Genomic DNA, 17234 nt, shown 5'->3' on the forward strand with positions numbered 1-17234 from the left:
ACCTAGCTCCGTTGAAATGCGGGATCTGTCAAGGGGGTTGCGGGGCCGGTCGACTCGCGGACGACCAGGTGCGGGCGCCCTTCGAGGGGTGTCTCGGGGACGTCCTCGCCGCACCGGGCGAGCAGCACGCGCGCGGCGGCCGCACCGACCCGCTGCACCTGCTGGTCGACGGTCGTCAGGCGCGGGTGCAGCCAGCGGCCGAGCGGGAGGTTGTCGTAGCCGATGACGGACAGGTCCCGGGGCACGGCGAGGCCGGCCCGCTGGGCGGTGCCGATGCCGCACACGGCCATCGAGTCGTTGGCGTACACGATCGCGGTGGGCCGCTCGGTGCGCCCGATGAGCTCCTCGGTCGCGGCGACGGCGGCCCCCTCCGAGAAGTCGGTGCTCAGGACGGCGACGGGCCGGAGCCCGGCGAGTTCGAGTGTCTCCTCGAAGACCGTGCGGCGCAGCCGGGTGTGCTGGAGGTCGGCGGGCCCGCAGACGTACGCGATGCGCCGGTGGCCGAGCCCGAGCAGGTGGTCGACCGCCTCGTGGACGCCCGACCCCTGGTTGCCGAGGCCGACGGTCGGCACGGTGGCCTCCGGGTCGGGTGCGCCGAGCAGCACCGACGGAAGCCCGAGGCGGCGCAGCAGGGCCGGGCGCGGGTCGTCGGCCCGCGCGTCCGTGAGGACGGCCCCGTCGACCCGGCCCTCCGCGGCGAGCCGCTCGTACAGCGCGCTCTCCTCGTCGACACCGGCGACCAAGTGCAGCAGCAGACCGTAGCCGCGCGGCGCCAACTCTCCCTCTATGCCGGTGATCAGCTCACTGAAGTGCGGGTCGGCCCCGAGCACGTTGGTGGGCCTGCGCACGACGAGCGCGAGCGTACGGGTACGGGCGCTGCGCAGCGCCGCCGCCGACGCGCTCGGCGACCAGCCGAGCTCCGCCGCCGCGTCGAGGATCCGCCGCCTGGTCGGCTCGGCGAGGCGCCCCTTGTCGTTGAACGCCTGCGACACCGCCGCCGTCGACACACCGGCCGCGGCCGCCACCGCCTTGATGGTCGGCCGGCTTCCGGTACGGGCCTTGCTCACATCTTCACCGCCCCACTGACGAGTGCCTGCTGCATCCGCTTCTGGAGCACCGTATAGACGATCCACACCGGTACGAGGGTGAGGACGGTCCCCGCGGTCAGGACCCCGTAGTCCGTGCCGGTGATGGACTTCAGCGTGGGCAGCGCCACTTGGACCGTGCGCTGAGCGGGGTCAGGGCCGATGATCACGAGCGAGTACAGGTACTCGTTCCAGAACGTCAGGAAGTTCAGGAGCAGCACGGTCGCGATGCCGGGCAGGCACATCGGCGTGTACACGTGCCGGAGCACCGCGAAGGTCGAGGCGCCGTCCATGCGGGCCGCCTCCTCCATCTCCCTGGGGATGGTCCGCATGAACTGGACCAGGATCACCACCGAGAGCGGCATCGCCGTGGCCGGCAGGAACAGGATCATGAACGTGCGGGTGTGGAACAGGCCGGTGGCCGCGGCGAGCAGGAACGTCGGGAAGAGCGCCGCGAACGTCGGGATCAGGAACCCCAGCGAGAAGACACTCTCGACCACGGAGGCGAGCCGGCCCGTCGAGCGGGCCAGCGCGAACGCCGCGGGGATCGCGAGCGCGAGCGTCAGGACGAGCGAGAACACCGTCACCAGGGCCGAGTTGACGACCGCGAGCCCAAGGTCGGCGCTGTGGAAGGCGGTAGTGAAGTTGCCGAGGCCGAACGCCGACGGCAGCGCGAACGGACTGGCGAAGATCTCCTCGTTCGTCTTGAACGCCGAGGCGACGAAGTAGTACAGGGGGATGACCAGGAGCACCGCGTACAGCCAGACGAGGATGTGCGCGGGCAGCCAGGACCTGCCGAGGCGGCTGTGCTTGGCGGACTTCATGGCGACGGCTCCGATCAGTGGTTCTGGCGGAACGCGCGCCGGATGGCGAGCAGTCCGACGAGCCCGGTGAGGAAGAGGAAGACACCGACGGTCTGGCTGTAGCCGAGGTCGGCCGCGATGAACGCCTTCTGGTAGACGAGGAACGACAGCGTTGTCGACGAACTGCCCGGGCCGCCCTGCGTCAGCAGCAGCACATGCTGCGCCGAGCCGAACAGCGTCCACAGGAACTGGAGCATCGTCACGACGCCCACATAGTCCTTGATCACCGGGAAGTGGATGCGCCACATGGTCCGCCAGTGCCCGGCCCCGTCGAGCTGTGCGGCCTCGCCCAGCTCGTCCGGCACACTGCCGAGCCGCGCCGCGAACAGCACCGCCGTGAACCCGATCCCGGCCCAGATGTCCAGCGCGATCAGACACGCGAGGGCGGTCGACGGCGAGGCGAGCCACGCGTCGGCGAGCGAGCCGAGACCGACCGCCTTCAGGCCGCCGTTGACCAGACCGTCGGGGGAGAGGGCCGCGTAGAAGACCATGGCCTTCGCCGGGGTCGAGATCAGCCCGGGGATGAACAGCAGATACCGGATGACCTTGTGGCCGGGCGGCTTCTGCGCGACGTAGTAGCCCAGCATGTACGCGCACACCACCATCACGGGGATGGCGACGACGAGCTGGATCGCCGTGTTGCTCACCGCGTCCCAGAACACCGGGTCGTCGAAGACCGTGCGCACGTTGTCGAACCCGGCGAACGACACCGGCTGCAGCATGCCCGGCCAGTGCAGCGCCGCCACCACGAAGATGGCGACCAGCGGGCCGACCATGAACACGAGGTACCAGACGAGCGCGGGCAGCGCGAGGATCGTGCCGCCCTGGCGGCGCGGCCGCCGGGCGGTGTCCGGGGAAGGCGGGGTGGGGCGGCGGACCGCGGTCTCGCCCGCTGTCGACGTCATCGTCGTCATGAGCAACTCCCTTACGGATGAGGAGAGATGGGGGCGGGCGGTCAGACGCCGCGGTACGCGGCCTCGAGTACCGAGCGGACCTTGGCCGCGCTCGTGCCGCGCGTGAAGGACGTACTCGTCGCCGTGATCAGCGGCTGCGTAGCGGCCGGCGGGACGAACAGGTCGGGCAGCAGGACCTGGCCCACATCGCCGCCGAGCCCTTGCGCCGCCGCCACCAGCGGGAAGTCCGAACTGACCGCGTCGGACCGCAGCGCCATGTCGCGCCCGGCCTCCTTGATGAAGCGGGAGACGGTGTCCGCGCGGTACATGAACCGCAGGAACTTCTCGACGGCGTCGATCTTCTTCGTGCCGTTCGGGCTGATCCAGAAGCCGATCAGCGTGTACGTGCGCAGGATCGTCGGCTTGTCGTGCGCGGCCCCTGGCGCCAGCGGCCAGCCACCCACGTCCGTGTGGCGTGCCACCGGCTCCGGAACCTTCGCGAGCGCCGACGACATCGCCGACTGCATCGCCGCGGCCTGCGTGTTGAACTGTGTGGTCATCGAATCCGAGGTGAGGCCCTGGGCCTTGTCGGCAAACACCCCGGCGTCGCGCAGCTCGACGAAGTAGTCGATCCCCTGTCGCGCGCCCCGGCTGCCGAAGTCCCCGGTCGCGTAGACGTGCCTGGCCTCGTCCTCGGTCAGGAACGTCTGGATGATCTGCGCGAGCAGCTTCTGCCCGGTCCAGTCGTTGCCGCCGACGGTCACCGGCGCGATGTTCTTCCTGCGCAACTTCCGTGCGGCGGCGATGAGCTGGTCCCCGGTGGCGGGGATCTCGCCGACCCCCGCCTTGTCGAGCAGCGCCCGGTTGAAGGCGACCGGCCAGTTCGTGGCGAAGTACGGGAACGCGCGCAGCCGTCCCTTGCCGTCGGTCCACGCGTCCAGGGCCACGGGCAGCACGCGCTCGCGCAGCCCCCAGTCGTCCAGGTAGCCCTTCACGTCCACGGTGGCGCCGACATCGGTCCAGGCCAGCGTCTTGTCGTAGAGGTTCACCATGACGACGTCCGGCTCCTTGCGGGCCAGTCGCGAGGTCTCGTAGACCTGAGCGAGGTCGTCGCCGTTGACGAGGTTGCGCACCTTGAGGCCGGTCTCCTTGCGGAACCGGTCCAGGGCCGAGAGATAGGTGGGGGAGCCGGGGGCCGTGGTGCCGAGCTGGCTGTGCACCACGAGCGTGTCGGGGTCGTCGTCGGCAGCGGCGAGGGCGGAGCAGCCGGACAGGGCGGAAGCGGCGGCGAGCGCGCCACCGGCGGCGAGGAATCCGCGCCGACTCATCGTCGAGGGCACAGGGGGCACAGCGGTATGTCTCCAACCGGGAGTGGTTAATCGATATACCTGTGGGAGGTGCGAGCACCGTAAGGGGCGGCAGGGGAACGGTCAACCCCTCGTTGCACAGGGTGAAATGGGGCCGCCGCAGGCCCGTGCATACCTGGCGGAAAGGGCCCGTGTCAGGCCTGTTCGGCCCGGAATGCCGCTGGTGTCACGCCCGTGTGCTGCTGGAAGTACTTCGAGAAGTTCGCCGAGTCGCCGACGCCGACGGCCACGCCGATGCGGCCCACCGGCAGGTCCGTGTGGGCGAGCAGGCGTTTCGCCTCCAGGGTCACCCGGCGGTCGATGAACGCCTTCGGGGTCTGGCCCGTCGCCGCCCGCACCGCGCGGACGAGGGTGCGCCGGGAGTAGCCGAGCTCGTCCGCGTACGCGCTCACGCTGTGGTTCGTGGTGAAGCCCTGCTCGACCGCCGTGCGGAAGCGGCTGAACGTCGTGTCCGGCTGCGGCCTGCACTCGTCCGCCGCCGCCTGCGCCGACACATGGGCGACCCGCAGCATGAAGGCCGTCAGGGAGTGCCGCAGGACCGATGTGTGCAGGCTGAGCGGGAGTGTCGCCGTGTCCAGGTACTCGCGCTGGAGTTGGTCCAACGAGGCGTCCAGGGCGGCGAGCTGGGCCTCGTCGGGGTGGAGCAGGGGCGGCCGGTCGTAGCGGTACAGGCCTGTCGCCTCGACGATCGCGCGCGGCAGGAAGCCGGGCTGCATGGTGAGCGCGGTGCCGACGTAGCGCTCGCCCGTGGAGAAGCCGTGCACCTGGCCGGGCCGGATCCACAGGATGTCGCCGGCGCCGACCTCGTACTCCGTGAAGTCGATCATGTGGTGGACCGGGCCCTCGCGGAAGAAGAGCAGGACGTGGAAGTCGATCCGGTGCACGCGGCGCGACAGGCCGACCCCGCCCGCCCAGGGACCCTCCGTGCCCATCGGGCCGATCTGTATCCCGACCCCGGACACGCTGGCGCTCGGGTCGAAGGGATACGTACGGATGTGCTCCGCGGCTCCCATATGTGCGCTCGGATGTGCGCCGCCCTGCTCCGTCATCCACTTTCCTCGACTCGAACCGGCTCGGACTCTGGTACGTGTCCCATTTTCACCGAACGCTGGCACGGGGGCACCTGCCGCGCCAAAAGTATGACCTTTAGATTCTTAGGTAGCTCGACCAGGGCTTTAGTCCCGGTCGGGTGGTGCCTTTCGGTACCTCGGATGCCATACGGATGCGAAGGAAGTCGTACAGATGAGCACGCAGACACCGGACGCCCTCGGCCCCTTCGAGTGGAGTGACCTCGACCGGCGTGCCGTCGACACCGCGCGCCTGCTCGCGGCCGACGCCGTGCAGCAGGTCGGCAACGGCCACCCCGGCACGGCGATGAGCCTGGCCCCCGCCGCGTACACCCTCTTCCAGAAGGTCATGCGGCACGACCCGGCCGACCCCGAGTGGACCGGCCGCGACCGCTTCGTCCTCTCTCCGGGCCACACCAGCCTCACCCTCTACACGCAGCTCTTCCTCTCCGGCTACGAGCTGGAGCTCGACGACCTGAAGGCGTTCCGCACCCACGGCTCGAAGACGCCCGGCCACCCCGAGTACGGCCACACCGCCGGGGTCGAGACGACGACCGGCCCGCTCGGCCAGGGCGTCGCCAACGCCGTCGGCATGGCGATGGCCGCCCGCTACGAGCGCGGCCTCTTCGACCCCGAGGCCCCCGAGGGCGAGTCCCCCTTCGACCACACCATCTGGGCGATCGTCTCCGACGGCGACCTGGAGGAGGGCATCTCCGCCGAGGCGTCCTCCCTCGCCGGCCACCAGAAGCTCGGCAACCTCGTCTTCGTCTACGACGACAACCACATCTCCATCGAGGGCGACACCGCCACCGCGTTCTCCGAGGACGTCCTCAAGCGCTACGAGGCCTACGGCTGGCACGTCCAGCGCGTCGAGCCCAAGGCCGACGGCGACACCGACGTGCACGCCCTGTACGAGGCCCTGGCCGCGGCGAAGGCCGACACCGGCCGCCCGTCCATCATCGCGATGCGCACGATCATCGCCTGGCCCGCCCCGAACGCGCAGAACACCGAGGCGTCCCACGGCTCCGCGCTCGGCGCCGAGGAGATCGCCGCCACCAAGCGCGTCCTCGGCTTCGACCCGGAGCGGACCTTCGAGGTCGCCGACGACGTCATCACCCACACTCGCGGAGCCCTCGACCGCGGCGCCGACGCGCACGCCGAGTGGGACAAGCGGCTCGGCGAGTGGCGCACGGCCGAGCCCGAGCGCTCCGCCCTCCTCGACCGCATCGTCGCCGGCCGTCTCCCCGAGGGCTGGGAGCAGGCGCTCCCGTCCTTCGACGAGGGCACGAAGGTCGCGACGCGGGCCGCGTCCGGCAAGGTTCTCCAGGCGCTCGGCCCGGTCATCCCGGAGCTGTGGGGCGGCTCGGCCGACCTCGCGGGCTCGAACAACACGACGATCGACAAGGCCAGTTCGTTCCTGCCGAAGGGCAACCCGCTGCCGGAGGCCGACCCGTACGGCCGCACGATCCACTTCGGCATCCGCGAGCACTCGATGGCCGCCGAGATGAACGGCATCGCGCTGCACGGCAACACCCGCATCTACGGCGGCACCTTCCTCGTCTTCTCGGACTACATGCGCAACGCCGTCCGTCTGTCCGCGCTGATGCAGCTCCCCGTCACGTACGTGTGGACCCACGACTCCATCGGCCTGGGCGAGGACGGTCCCACGCATCAGCCCGTCGAGCACCTCGCCTCCCTGCGCGCCATCCCGGGTCTGAACATCGTCCGCCCGGCCGACGCCAACGAGACCGCCGTCGCCTGGCGCGAGATCCTGCGCCGCGGCACCACGAAGCCCGCCCCGCACGGCCTCGCGCTGACCCGCCAGGGCGTGCCCACGTACGAGCTCGACGAGCAGGCGGCGAAGGGCGGTTACGTCCTGCGTGAGGCGTCCACCGCGACGCCCGACCTCATCCTGATCGCGACCGGCTCCGAGGTGCACCTCGCCGTGGCCGCCCGCGAGCAGCTGGAGGCCGAGGGGATCGGCACGCGCGTCGTGTCGATGCCGTCCGTCGAGTGGTTCGAGGAGCAGTCGCAGGACTACAAGGACAGCGTCCTGCCCTCGTCCGTGAAGGCGCGCGTCGCCGTCGAGGCCGGCATCGGCCTGACCTGGTACCGCTACGTCGGCGACGCCGGCCGCATCGTCTCCCTGGAGCACTTCGGCGCCTCCGCCGACGCCGCCACGCTCTTCGCCGAGTACGGCTTCACCGCCGACAACATCGCCGCCATGGCGCGCGAGTCCCTCACCGCCGCCCGCGCCTGACCCGTACGCACCCGGACACCCGAAAGAAGATGAAGAACATGAGCAACGCCGACTCCACCGTCACGCCCCTCAAGTCCCTTGCCGGCGAAGGCGTTTCCATCTGGCTGGACGACCTGTCCCGCAAGCGCATCGAGTCCGGCAACCTCGCCGAACTGATCGAGAACAGCCACGTCGTGGGCGTCACGACGAACCCCTCGATCTTCCAGGCGGCCATCGGCTCCGGTGAGGGTTACGAGGAGCAGCTCGCCGACCTCGCCACCCGCGGCGTCACCGTCGACGAGGCGGTCCGCATGATGACCACCGCCGACGTCCGCGCCGCCGCCGACATCCTGCGCCCCGTGTACGACGCGACGCAGGGCCGCGACGGCCGCGTCTCCATCGAGGTCGACCCGCGCCTCGCCCACGACACCGTGGCCACCGTCGCCGAGGCCAAGCAGCTGTCCTGGCTGGTCGACCGCCCGAATGTCATGATCAAGATTCCGGCGACGAAGGCGGGCCTCCCGGCCATCACCGAGGTCATCGGCCTCGGCATCAGCGTCAACGTCACCCTGATCTTCTCCCTCGACCGCTACAAGGCCGTCATGGACGCCTACCTCGCGGGCCTGGAGAAGGCGCAGGCCGCGGGCATCGACCTGGCGGGCATCCACTCCGTCGCCTCCTTCTTCGTCTCGCGCGTCGACGCCGAGATCGACAAGCGCCTCGACCAGGTCGGCACCGACGTGGCCGAGTCCCTCAAGGGCAGGGCCGCCCTCGCCAACGCCCGTCTCGCGTACGAGGCGTACGAAGAGGTCTTCGCCTCCGAGCGGGCGAGCAAGCTGGAGGCCGCCGGCGCCAACAAGCAGCGCCCGCTGTGGGCCTCCACCGGCGTCAAGGACCCCGCGTACAAGGACACCCTGTACGTCGACGAGCTCGTCGCCCCGGGCACGGTCAACACCATGCCGGAGGCCACCCTGAAGGCCACCGCCGACCACGGCGTGATCACCGGCGACACGGTGACGGGCGGCTACGAGCAGGCGCGCGCCGACCTCAAGGCCGTCGACGCGCTCGGCATCTCCTACGACGAGGTCGTGCAGCAGCTGGAGGACGAGGGCGTCGCCAAGTTCGACGTGGCGTGGAACGACCTGCTCGGCACGGTCGCCGGCCGCCTCGCCGACAAGGAGGCGCAGGCCAAGTGAGCACCACTGCTTGGCAGAACCCGCTGAGGGACCCCCGCGACCGCCGCCTGCCGCGCATCGCGGGCCCCTCCGGCCTCGTCATCTTCGGCGTCACGGGCGACCTGTCCCGCAAGAAGCTGATGCCGGCGGTATACGACCTCGCCAACCGCGGACTGCTGCCGCCGGGCTTCTCGCTCGTCGGCTTCGCCCGCCGCGACTGGGAGGACCAGGACTTCGCCCAGGTCGTCCACGACGCGGTGCGCGAGCACTCCCGCACCGAGTTCCGCGAGGAGGTCTGGCAGCAGCTCGCCGAGGGCATGCGCTTCATCCCCGGCGACTTCGACGACGACACGGCGTTCAAGCAGCTGCGCGAGGCCGTCGACGACCTCGACGAGAAGCGCGGCACCAGCGGCAACTACGCCTTCTACCTCTCCGTGCCGCCGAAGTTCTTCCCGCAGGTCGTGCAGCAGCTCAAGAAGCACGGCCTCGCCGACGGACCTGAGGGCTCCTGGCGCCGCGCCGTCATCGAGAAGCCGTTCGGCCACGACCTGGCCAGCGCCCGCGAACTCAACGCGATCGTGCACGACGTCTTCGCCCCCGACCAGGTCTTCCGCATCGACCACTACCTCGGCAAGGAGACCGTCCAGAACATCCTGGCCCTCCGCTTCGCCAACCAGATGTATGAACCCATCTGGAACCGGAGTTACGTCGACCACGTGCAGATCACGATGGCCGAGGACATCGGCATCGGCGGCCGCGCCGGCTACTACGACGGCATCGGCGCCGCCCGCGACGTCATCCAGAACCACCTCCTCCAGCTCATGGCGCTGACCGCCATGGAGGAGCCGGCCTCCTTCGACGCCGAGTCGCTCCTCACGGAGAAGCTCAAGGTCCTCAAGTCGGTGCGGCTGCCCGAGAACCTCGGCGAGCACACCGTCCGCGCCCAGTACGCGCCCGGCTGGCAGGGCGGCGAGAAGGTCCCCGGCTACCTCCAGGAAGACGGCATCGACCCCAAGTCGAAGACCGACACCTACGCGGCCATCAAGCTGTCGGTCGACAACCGCCGCTGGGCGGGCGTCCCGTTCTACCTGCGCACCGGCAAGCGCCTCGGCCGCCGCGTCACCGAGATCGCCGTCGTCTTCCAGCGCGCCCCGCACTCCCCGTTCGACTCCACCGCCACGGAGGAACTCGGCCAGAACGCCGTGGTCATCCGGGTCCAGCCCGACGAGGGCATGACCGTACGCTTCGGCTCGAAGGTGCCGGGTACGTCGATGGAGATCCGGGACGTGTCGATGGACTTCGCCTACGGCGAGTCCTTCACCGAGTCCAGCCCGGAGGCGTACGAACGGCTCATCCTGGACGTCCTGCTCGGCGACGCCAACCTCTTCCCCCGCACGGAGGAGGTGGAGGAGTCCTGGAAGATCCTCGACCCGATCGAGGGCCACTGGGACACCCACGGCCGGCCCGCGCAGTACGCCTCGGGAAGCTGGGGCCCGAAGGAAGCGGACGAGATGCTCGCACGAGACGGACGGAGCTGGCGCAGGCCATGAAGATCGACCTCACCGACACGACGGCAAGCAAGGTCAACAAGGCTTTGGTGCAGGGCCGCAGGGCGATTGGCACCCCGGCCGTGGGCATGGTCCTCACGATGGTCATCGTGACCGACGAGGAGAACGCCTACGACTCCATCAAGGCCGCCGAGGAGGCCTCCCGCGAGCACCCCTCGCGCACCCTCGTCGTGATCAAGCGGCACGCCCGCTCGCCCCGCGACCGCCAGGGCAACCGCCTCGACGCCGAGGTCAGGGTCGGCGCGGACGCCGGCACCGGCGAGACCGTCCTGCTGCGCCTGTACGGCGAGGTCGGCCAGCACGCCGACTCCGTCGTCCTGCCGCTGCTGCTCCCGGACGCCCCCGTCGTCGTCTGGTGGCCCGTCGACGCCCCCGAGGTTCCCGCCAAGGACCCCCTGGGTGCGCTCGCCCAGCGCCGCATCACCGACACGTACGCCGTCGAGGACCCGCTGTCCGCGCTGGCCGCCCGCGCCGCCTCGTACGCCCCCGGCGACACCGACCTCGCCTGGACCCGCCTCACGCCGTGGCGCTCCATGCTCGCCGCCGCCCTCGACCAGGCCGGCGCCGAGATCATCTCGGCGGCCGTCGAGAGCGAGGCCGAGAACCCCAGCGCCGAGCTGCTCGCCCGCTGGCTGGGCGTCCGCCTCGGAGTGCCCGTCGAGCGCGTCACCACCGCGGGCCCGGTCGTCACGGCCGTCCGCCTCGGCACGGCCGGCGGCGAGATCCGCATCGACCGTCCCGAGGGCCCCCTCGCGCAGCTCACCCTGCCCGGCCAGCCGCAGCGCACCCTGGCCCTCAAGGTCCGCACCACCTCCGAGCTGATCGCCGAAGAACTCCGCCGCCTCGACGCGGACGAGATGTACGCCGTCGCCCTGCGCGGCGACGGCACCAAGGAGCGCGTTCAACATGCCTGACACCACCCCGCACCTCACGGTCCGCCCCCAGTGGACGGCCCTTTCGGACCACCGCGCGAAGCAGCGCCAGGTCCATCTGCGGGATCTGTTCACCACCGACCCGGACCGCGCCGCGCGCTACACGGTCCAGGTCGGCGACCTGCACATCGACTACTCCAAGCACCTGATCACGGACGAGACGCTCGCCCTGCTCCAGGAACTGGCCGTTGCCACCGACGTGTTCGGGCAGCGCGACGCCATGTTCCGCGGCGAGAAGATCAACACGACGGAGGACCGCGCCGTGCTGCACACGGCGTTGCGGGCCCCGCGTGACGCGGTGATCGAGGTCGACGGTGAGAACGTCGGCCCCGAGGTCCACGCCGTGCTGGACAAGATGGCCGCCTTCGCGGACAGGGTCCGTTCGGGCGAGTGGACGGGCCACACCGGCAAGCGGATCAAGAACGTCGTGAACATCGGCATCGGCGGCTCCGACCTCGGTCCCGCGATGGCGTACGAGGTGCTCCGCTCCTTCACGGACCGGGACCTGACGCTCCGATTCGTGTCGAACGTGGACGGTGCGGACCTGCACGAGGCCGTGCGGGATCTCGACCCGGCCGAGACGCTGTTCATCATCGCCTCGAAGACGTTCACCACCATCGAGACGATCACCAACGCGACCTCCGCGCGCAGCTGGCTGCTCGACGCGCTCGGCGACGACTCCGCGGTCGCGAAGCACTTTGTCGCCCTGTCGACGAACGCCGAGAAGGTGGCCGACTTCGGCATCGACACGGCCAACATGTTCGAGTTCTGGGACTGGGTCGGCGGCCGCTACTCGTACGACTCGGCCATCGGCCTCTCGCTGATGATCGCGATCGGCCCGGACGCGTTCCGCGAGATGCTCGACGGGTTCCACCTCGTCGACGAGCACTTCCGCACGGCCCCCGCCGAGGCGAACGCCCCTCTCCTGATGGGCCTTCTGGGCATCTGGTACGGCAACTTCCACGGCGCCCAGTCGCACGCGGTCCTGCCGTACTCGCACTACCTGTCCAAGTTCACCGCGTACCTCCAGCAGCTCGACATGGAGTCCAACGGCAAGTCCGTGGACCGCGAGGGCCGCCCGGTGGACTGGCAGACGGGCCCCGTCGTCTGGGGCACCCCCGGCACCAACGGGCAGCACGCCTACTACCAGCTCATCCACCAGGGCACGAAGCTCATCCCGGCCGACCTGATCGGCTTCGCCCGCCCGGTCGGCGAGCTCTCGGCTCAACTGGCCGACCAGCACGACCTGTTGATGGCCAACCTGTTCGCGCAGGGCCAGGCCCTCGCCTTCGGCAAGACCGCCGACGAGGTCCGAGCCGAAGGCGTCCCCGAGGCGCAGGTGCCCCACCGCACCTTCAAGGGAAACCACCCCACGACCACCGTCCTGGCGAAGGAACTCACCCCCTCCGTCCTGGGCCAGCTCATCGCCCTCTACGAGCACAAGGTGTTCGTCCAGGGCGCCGTCTGGAACATCGACTCCTTCGACCAGTGGGGCGTCGAGCTCGGCAAGGTCCTCGCCAAGCGCGTCGAACCCGCCCTCACCGAGGGCGTCGACGTCCCCGGCCTCGATGCCTCCACCCAGGCGCTCGTCGCCACGTACCGCACGCTCCGGAAGAAGTGAAGACAGACATGACCGCGATACAGCTCGGACTCATCGGCCTCGGCAAGATGGGCGGCAACATGCGCGAGCGCATCCGCCGCGCAGGCCACACCGTCATCGGATACGACCGCAACCCCGACCTCGCCGACGTCAGCAGCCTCGCCGAGCTCGTCGAGCAGCTCGAAGGCCCGCGCGTGGTCTGGGTGATGGTCCCCGCGGGCGCCGCCACCCAGTCCACGATCGACGAGCTCAAGGAACTGCTCTCGCCCGGCGACATCGTCGTGGACGGCGGCAACTCCCGCTGGACCGACGACGAGAAGCACGCCGCCGAGCTCGCCACCAAGGGCATCGGCTTCGTCGATGCCGGTGTCTCGGGCGGTGTCTGGGGCCTGGAGAACGGCTACGCCCTCATGGTCGGCGGCGACAAGGAGCACATCGCCCGCGTCCAGCCGGTCTTCGACGCCCTCAAGCCCGAAGGCGACTTCGGCTATGTCCATGCCGGCAAGGTCGGCGCCGGGCACTTCTCCAAGATGGTTCACAACGGCATCGAGTACGCCATGATGCAGGCCTACGCCGAGGGCTGGGAGCTCCTGGAGAAGGTCGACTCCGTCACCGATGTGCGTGAGGTCTTCCGCTCCTGGCAGGAGGGCACGGTCATCCGTTCCTGGCTGCTCGACCTGGCGGTCAACGCGCTGGACGACGACGAGCACCTGGAGAAGCTGCGCGGCTTCGCCGCCGACTCCGGTGAGGGCCGCTGGACCGTCGAGGCGGCCATCGACAACGCGGTGCCGCTGCCCGCGATCACCGCTTCCCTCTTCGCGCGCTTCGCCTCGCGCCAGGACGACTCGCCGCAGATGAAGATGATCGCCGCCCTGCGCAATCAGTTCGGCGGCCACGCCGTCGAGAAGAAGTAATTCAGAAGGAGACGACAGCCATGGGCGACCTCCTGCTGGTCCGCCACGGCGAAACGGAGTGGAGCCTGTCCGGACAGCACACCAGCTGGACGGACAAGCCCCTCACTCAGCACGGCGAGGAACAGGCCAAGTCCCTCGCCCCGCTCCTCGCCGGACGTCCGTACGCCCTCGTCCTCACCAGCCCGCTCGGCCGCGCGGTCCGCACCGCCGACCTCGCGGGCCTGAGCGGGGCCAGGACCGAGGCGGATCTCCATGAGTGGCACTACGGCGCCTACGAAGGCGTCACCACCCGTGAGATCCACCGCACCCGCCCCGACTGGGACCTGTGGACCCAGGGCGTCCCGCAGGGTCCCGAAGGCGGGCCCGGCGAGTCCCCGGGAGCCGTGGGCGAGCGGGCCGACCGCGTCCTGGCCCGCGTGGCACCCGCGCTCGCCGAGGGCGATGTGGTCCTCGTGGCCCACGCCCACGTCCTGCGCGTGCTCACGGCCCGCCGCCTGGGCCTCGCCCCGGCGGACGGCCGGCTGTTCCAGCTGGCGACCGGGACGGTGAGCCGCCTTTCGACGGAACACGGGCGACCGGTGATCGCGGAGTGGAACGTGCGGGCGCCCGGACACGAGTGAGCCGAGTGAACGCGGGGTCTTGACAAGGGGATTGGTCCATACCAGCTTGGTGGTCGCGCCTCGCGCGCCGCTGGTGTCCGGTCCAATCCCCTTGCCCCCACCGGGAGTTCATGTGTTCTCCAGACGCAAGAGACGCTCCGCAAGGCCCCGCCTCCTCGCCCTCATCGGATCCGCCGCACTGGCCGTGGCCGGTGCGGTCGCCCTCCCCACCACCGCACAGGCGGCGAACGTGCTGTCCAACGCGGGCTTCGAAAGCGGCAGCACGAGCCCGTGGACCTGCTCCGGCGGGCTCGGCTCGGTCGTGTCGAGCCCGGTCCACGGCGGCACCAAAGCCCTGTCCGGCGCGGCCAGTTCCAGTGACAACGCGAAGTGCAGCCAGACCGTCTCCGTCCAGCCGAACACCGCGTACACCCTCTCCGGCTGGGTGCGCGGCAACTACGTCTACCTCGGCGTGGACGGCGGCGCCTCGACCTGGACGCAGTCCCCGACGGCCTACAGTCAACTCACGGTGCAGTTCACGACCGGCGCCTCCCAGACCAGCGCCACCATCTACACCCAGGGCTGGTACGCGCAGGGCACCTACTACGCCGACGACATCAGCCTCGACGGGCCCGGCGGCGGGGGCGGCGACACCCAGGCGCCCACCGCCCCGACGGCCCTGAAGTCCACCGGCAAGACCTCGACGAGCGTCTCCCTGTCCTGGACCGGGGCGAGCGACAACGTCGGAGTCACCGGCTACGACATCTACAGCGGCGGCAGTAACAAGCTCCTGACGGTCTCCGGCACGAGCGCCACCGTCAGCGGCCTCGCCCCGAGCACCGCGTACGCCTTCACGGTCAAGGCCCATGACGCGGCCGGCAACGCCTCGGCCGCCTCCAACTCGGTCTCCGTGACGACCGATCAGGGCTCCGGCGGCGGCACCGGATTCAAGCAGGCGGCCCCGTACTTCTACACCGGCTGGGGTGACCCGCCGAGCCCGGCCACGGTCATGAACGCGACCGGCGTCAAGTGGTTCACGATGGCGTTCATCCTCTCCTCCGGCGGCTGCAACCCCGCGTGGGACGGTCAGCGCGCCCTCACCGGCGGCCAGGACCAGACCGCGATCAACGCCATCCGCTCCGCTGGCGGCGATGTCGTCCCGTCCATCGGTGGCTGGAGCGGCAACAAGCTCGGCCCCAACTGCTCGACCCCCGAAGCCCTCGCGGGCGCCTACCAGAAGGTCATCGACGCGTACGGGCTCAAGGCCATCGACGTCGACATCGAGAACTCCGACGAGTTCGAGAACGAAGCCGTCCAGGACCGCATCCTGGGCGCCCTGAAGATCGTCAAGGCCAACAACCCGGGCCTGCGCACGATCCTCACCTTCGGCACCTCGACGACCGGACCGACGTACTACGGCAACCGGCTCATCGAGCAGTCCAAGGCCCTGAACGCGGACATCGACGTCTTCACGATCATGCCGTTCGACTTCGGCGGCGGCTCCGACATGTACGGCAACACCGTGAACGCCGCCGAGGGCCTCAAGACCAAGCTCAAGTCGGTCTTCGGCTGGGACGACACGACGGCGTACGCGCACATCGGCATCTCCGGCATGAACGGCATCAGCGACCAGGCGGAGACCACGACGCCGGCGATCTGGACCCAGGTCAAGGACTGGTCCAACAGCCACCACATCGCACGCCTCGCCTTCTGGTCGGTCAACCGCGACCGGCCGTGCGCGGGCGGGGGAGTGGCGGAGAACTGCTCCGGCATCAGCCAGGACAACTGGCAGTTCACGAAGATCACCGCCGGCTTCACCGGCTGACCACGCGCGCACCGATCAGGCAGGCCCCCGGGATTTCCGGGGGCCTTGCCGTTGCCCGAAAGCTCCGAAAGACCGGAAAGCTCCGAAAGCTCTGGAGGCTCCGAAAGATCATCAACTCCGTTGTGGGCGAGGGGACTTACGCGCGAGGCGCATCGAGCGTACAGTCCGGGCCACCTCGTTTAGTTACGTAACTTTACTGGCGCCTCCCTCCCGTGTGAGGAGCTCCATGTGAACGTGCCTCCATCCACGCCTGTCGTCCTCGCCCTCGATTTCGGCGGTACCAAGACGGCCCTGACCGTCGCAGACCGGCACGGCACCCGGTTGCACGACCTCACCGTCGAGACCGCGGCGGAGCACGGCGCACAGGCAGGCCTCAAAAGGGCCGTGGGCGCCGCCCGCATCCTTCTCGACGGTCGCGAACCCGTCGCCGTCGGGGTGTCCACCATCGGCATCCCCGGTGCCGACGGTGTCGCCCTCTCCCCGAACATCCCCGGCTGGGAAGACCTCGCACTGGGACGTGAACTCGCCCTGGAATTCCCGGAGTCCGAGCTGCGCCTGGCCACCGACGTGAAGGCCGCGGCCCGCTACGAGTGCGATGCCGGAGCGTTGAAGGACTGCGACCCGGGCCTGTACGTCAACCTCGGCACCGGCCTCGCCGTCGCGATCGTGGCCGGCGGCACGGTCCTGACCGGACGGCACGGCGCGTCCGGCGAGATCGGCTACAACCTGCGGGCACCCGCCGATGTCGGCCTGGCCTCCGGAGACCGGATCCCGCTGGAGGACGTCGTCAGCGGCAAGGCCCTCAGTCAGGCCGCGCAGGCGCAAGGATCTACCGAACTCACCGGGCACATCGGTGAGTTCATCGACGAGCTGGCCTTCCACCTCGTCAACCTCGCCATCGCCGTCGATCCCGAGCGGATCGTCGTCGGCGGCGGCATGGTCCGCTCCTGGGAGGCGCTGCACGACGGGCTGCGCCACGCCCTGGACGCGGCCGTGCCCTATCCGCCCCAGCTCGTACCCGCAGCGCATCCGTACGACGCGCCCCTGCTCGGGGCACTCGCGCTGGCCGTCGAGGCCGCGCGCACCGGAACCTGACGCACCCGGCCC

Annotated in this window: 14 protein-coding genes; 9 read left to right on the top strand and 5 right to left on the bottom strand. The window is 70.1% G+C overall.

The window, feature by feature from the left end; translation table 11 throughout:
• Positions 1-2: 2 nt before the first annotated feature.
• From OG698_RS35540 to OG698_RS35560, 5 genes are all read right to left on the bottom strand, one after another.
• Entirely contained in the window at positions 3-1067 is a 1065-nt protein-coding gene (locus OG698_RS35540; RefSeq protein WP_406107915.1) for a LacI family DNA-binding transcriptional regulator, read from the bottom strand.
• Positions 1064-1909 carry a carbohydrate ABC transporter permease gene (locus OG698_RS35545; protein ID WP_406107917.1) on the bottom strand — a complete coding sequence of 282 codons (846 nt, stop codon included), beginning with the start codon at positions 1907-1909 and terminating at the stop codon, positions 1064-1066. The genes OG698_RS35540 and OG698_RS35545 overlap by 4 nt, the downstream gene beginning before the upstream one ends.
• Positions 1910-1923: 14 nt before the next feature.
• On the bottom strand, positions 1924-2862 hold the full coding sequence (locus OG698_RS35550; protein ID WP_406107919.1) for a carbohydrate ABC transporter permease: 939 nt from the start codon (positions 2860-2862) through the stop codon (positions 1924-1926).
• Positions 2863-2903: 41 nt separating this feature from the next.
• Positions 2904-4181, bottom strand: a complete 1278-nt coding sequence (locus tag OG698_RS35555) for an ABC transporter substrate-binding protein (protein WP_406111485.1) — start codon at positions 4179-4181, stop codon at positions 2904-2906.
• A gap of 161 nt (positions 4182-4342) precedes the next feature.
• Complete coding sequence (locus OG698_RS35560) at positions 4343-5257, bottom strand: AraC family transcriptional regulator (RefSeq protein WP_406107921.1); 915 nt, start codon at positions 5255-5257, stop codon at positions 4343-4345.
• 193 nt (positions 5258-5450) lie between these two features.
• On the opposite strand from OG698_RS35560, the gene tkt reads away from it, so the two are divergent.
• The 9 genes from tkt to OG698_RS35605 all read left to right on the top strand — a co-directional run bounded on the left by tkt (position 5451) and on the right by OG698_RS35605 (position 17222).
• Positions 5451-7535: a transketolase gene (tkt, locus tag OG698_RS35565; protein WP_406107923.1), complete on the top strand. Its 2085-nt coding sequence runs from the start codon at positions 5451-5453 to the stop codon at positions 7533-7535.
• A 38-nt stretch (positions 7536-7573) separates the two neighbouring features.
• On the top strand, positions 7574-8710 hold the full coding sequence (gene tal / locus OG698_RS35570) for a transaldolase (RefSeq protein ID WP_406107925.1): 1137 nt from the start codon (positions 7574-7576) through the stop codon (positions 8708-8710).
• The gene (zwf, locus tag OG698_RS35575) at positions 8707-10239 is read left to right on the top strand and encodes a glucose-6-phosphate dehydrogenase (RefSeq protein ID WP_406107927.1); all 1533 of its coding nucleotides are present in this window, start codon (positions 8707-8709) and stop codon (positions 10237-10239) included. Before tal ends, zwf begins: the two co-directional genes overlap by 4 nt.
• Positions 10236-11171: a glucose-6-phosphate dehydrogenase assembly protein OpcA gene (opcA, locus tag OG698_RS35580; RefSeq protein WP_406107928.1), complete on the top strand. Its 936-nt coding sequence runs from the start codon at positions 10236-10238 to the stop codon at positions 11169-11171. The genes zwf and opcA overlap by 4 nt, the downstream gene beginning before the upstream one ends.
• Complete coding sequence (pgi, locus tag OG698_RS35585) at positions 11164-12810, top strand: glucose-6-phosphate isomerase (RefSeq protein ID WP_406107930.1); 1647 nt, start codon at positions 11164-11166, stop codon at positions 12808-12810. Before opcA ends, pgi begins: the two co-directional genes overlap by 8 nt.
• Before the next feature lie 17 nt (positions 12811-12827).
• Entirely contained in the window at positions 12828-13703 is an 876-nt protein-coding gene (gnd, locus tag OG698_RS35590) for a phosphogluconate dehydrogenase (NAD(+)-dependent, decarboxylating) (protein ID WP_405485245.1), read from the top strand.
• Positions 13704-13723: 20 nt separating this feature from the next.
• The gene (locus OG698_RS35595; protein ID WP_116503018.1) at positions 13724-14323 is read left to right on the top strand and encodes a histidine phosphatase family protein; all 600 of its coding nucleotides are present in this window, start codon (positions 13724-13726) and stop codon (positions 14321-14323) included.
• A gap of 112 nt (positions 14324-14435) precedes the next feature.
• Complete coding sequence (locus tag OG698_RS35600) at positions 14436-16127, top strand: carbohydrate binding domain-containing protein (RefSeq protein WP_406107931.1); 1692 nt, start codon at positions 14436-14438, stop codon at positions 16125-16127.
• Between the two features lie 228 nt (positions 16128-16355).
• The gene (locus OG698_RS35605) at positions 16356-17222 is read left to right on the top strand and encodes an ROK family protein (RefSeq protein ID WP_406107933.1); all 867 of its coding nucleotides are present in this window, start codon (positions 16356-16358) and stop codon (positions 17220-17222) included.
• Positions 17223-17234: the final 12 nt, after the last annotated feature.

It is taken from the genome of Streptomyces sp. NBC_01003 (assembly GCF_045162695.1).
In the GTDB taxonomy this organism is placed as follows: domain Bacteria; phylum Actinomycetota; class Actinomycetes; order Streptomycetales; family Streptomycetaceae; genus Streptomyces.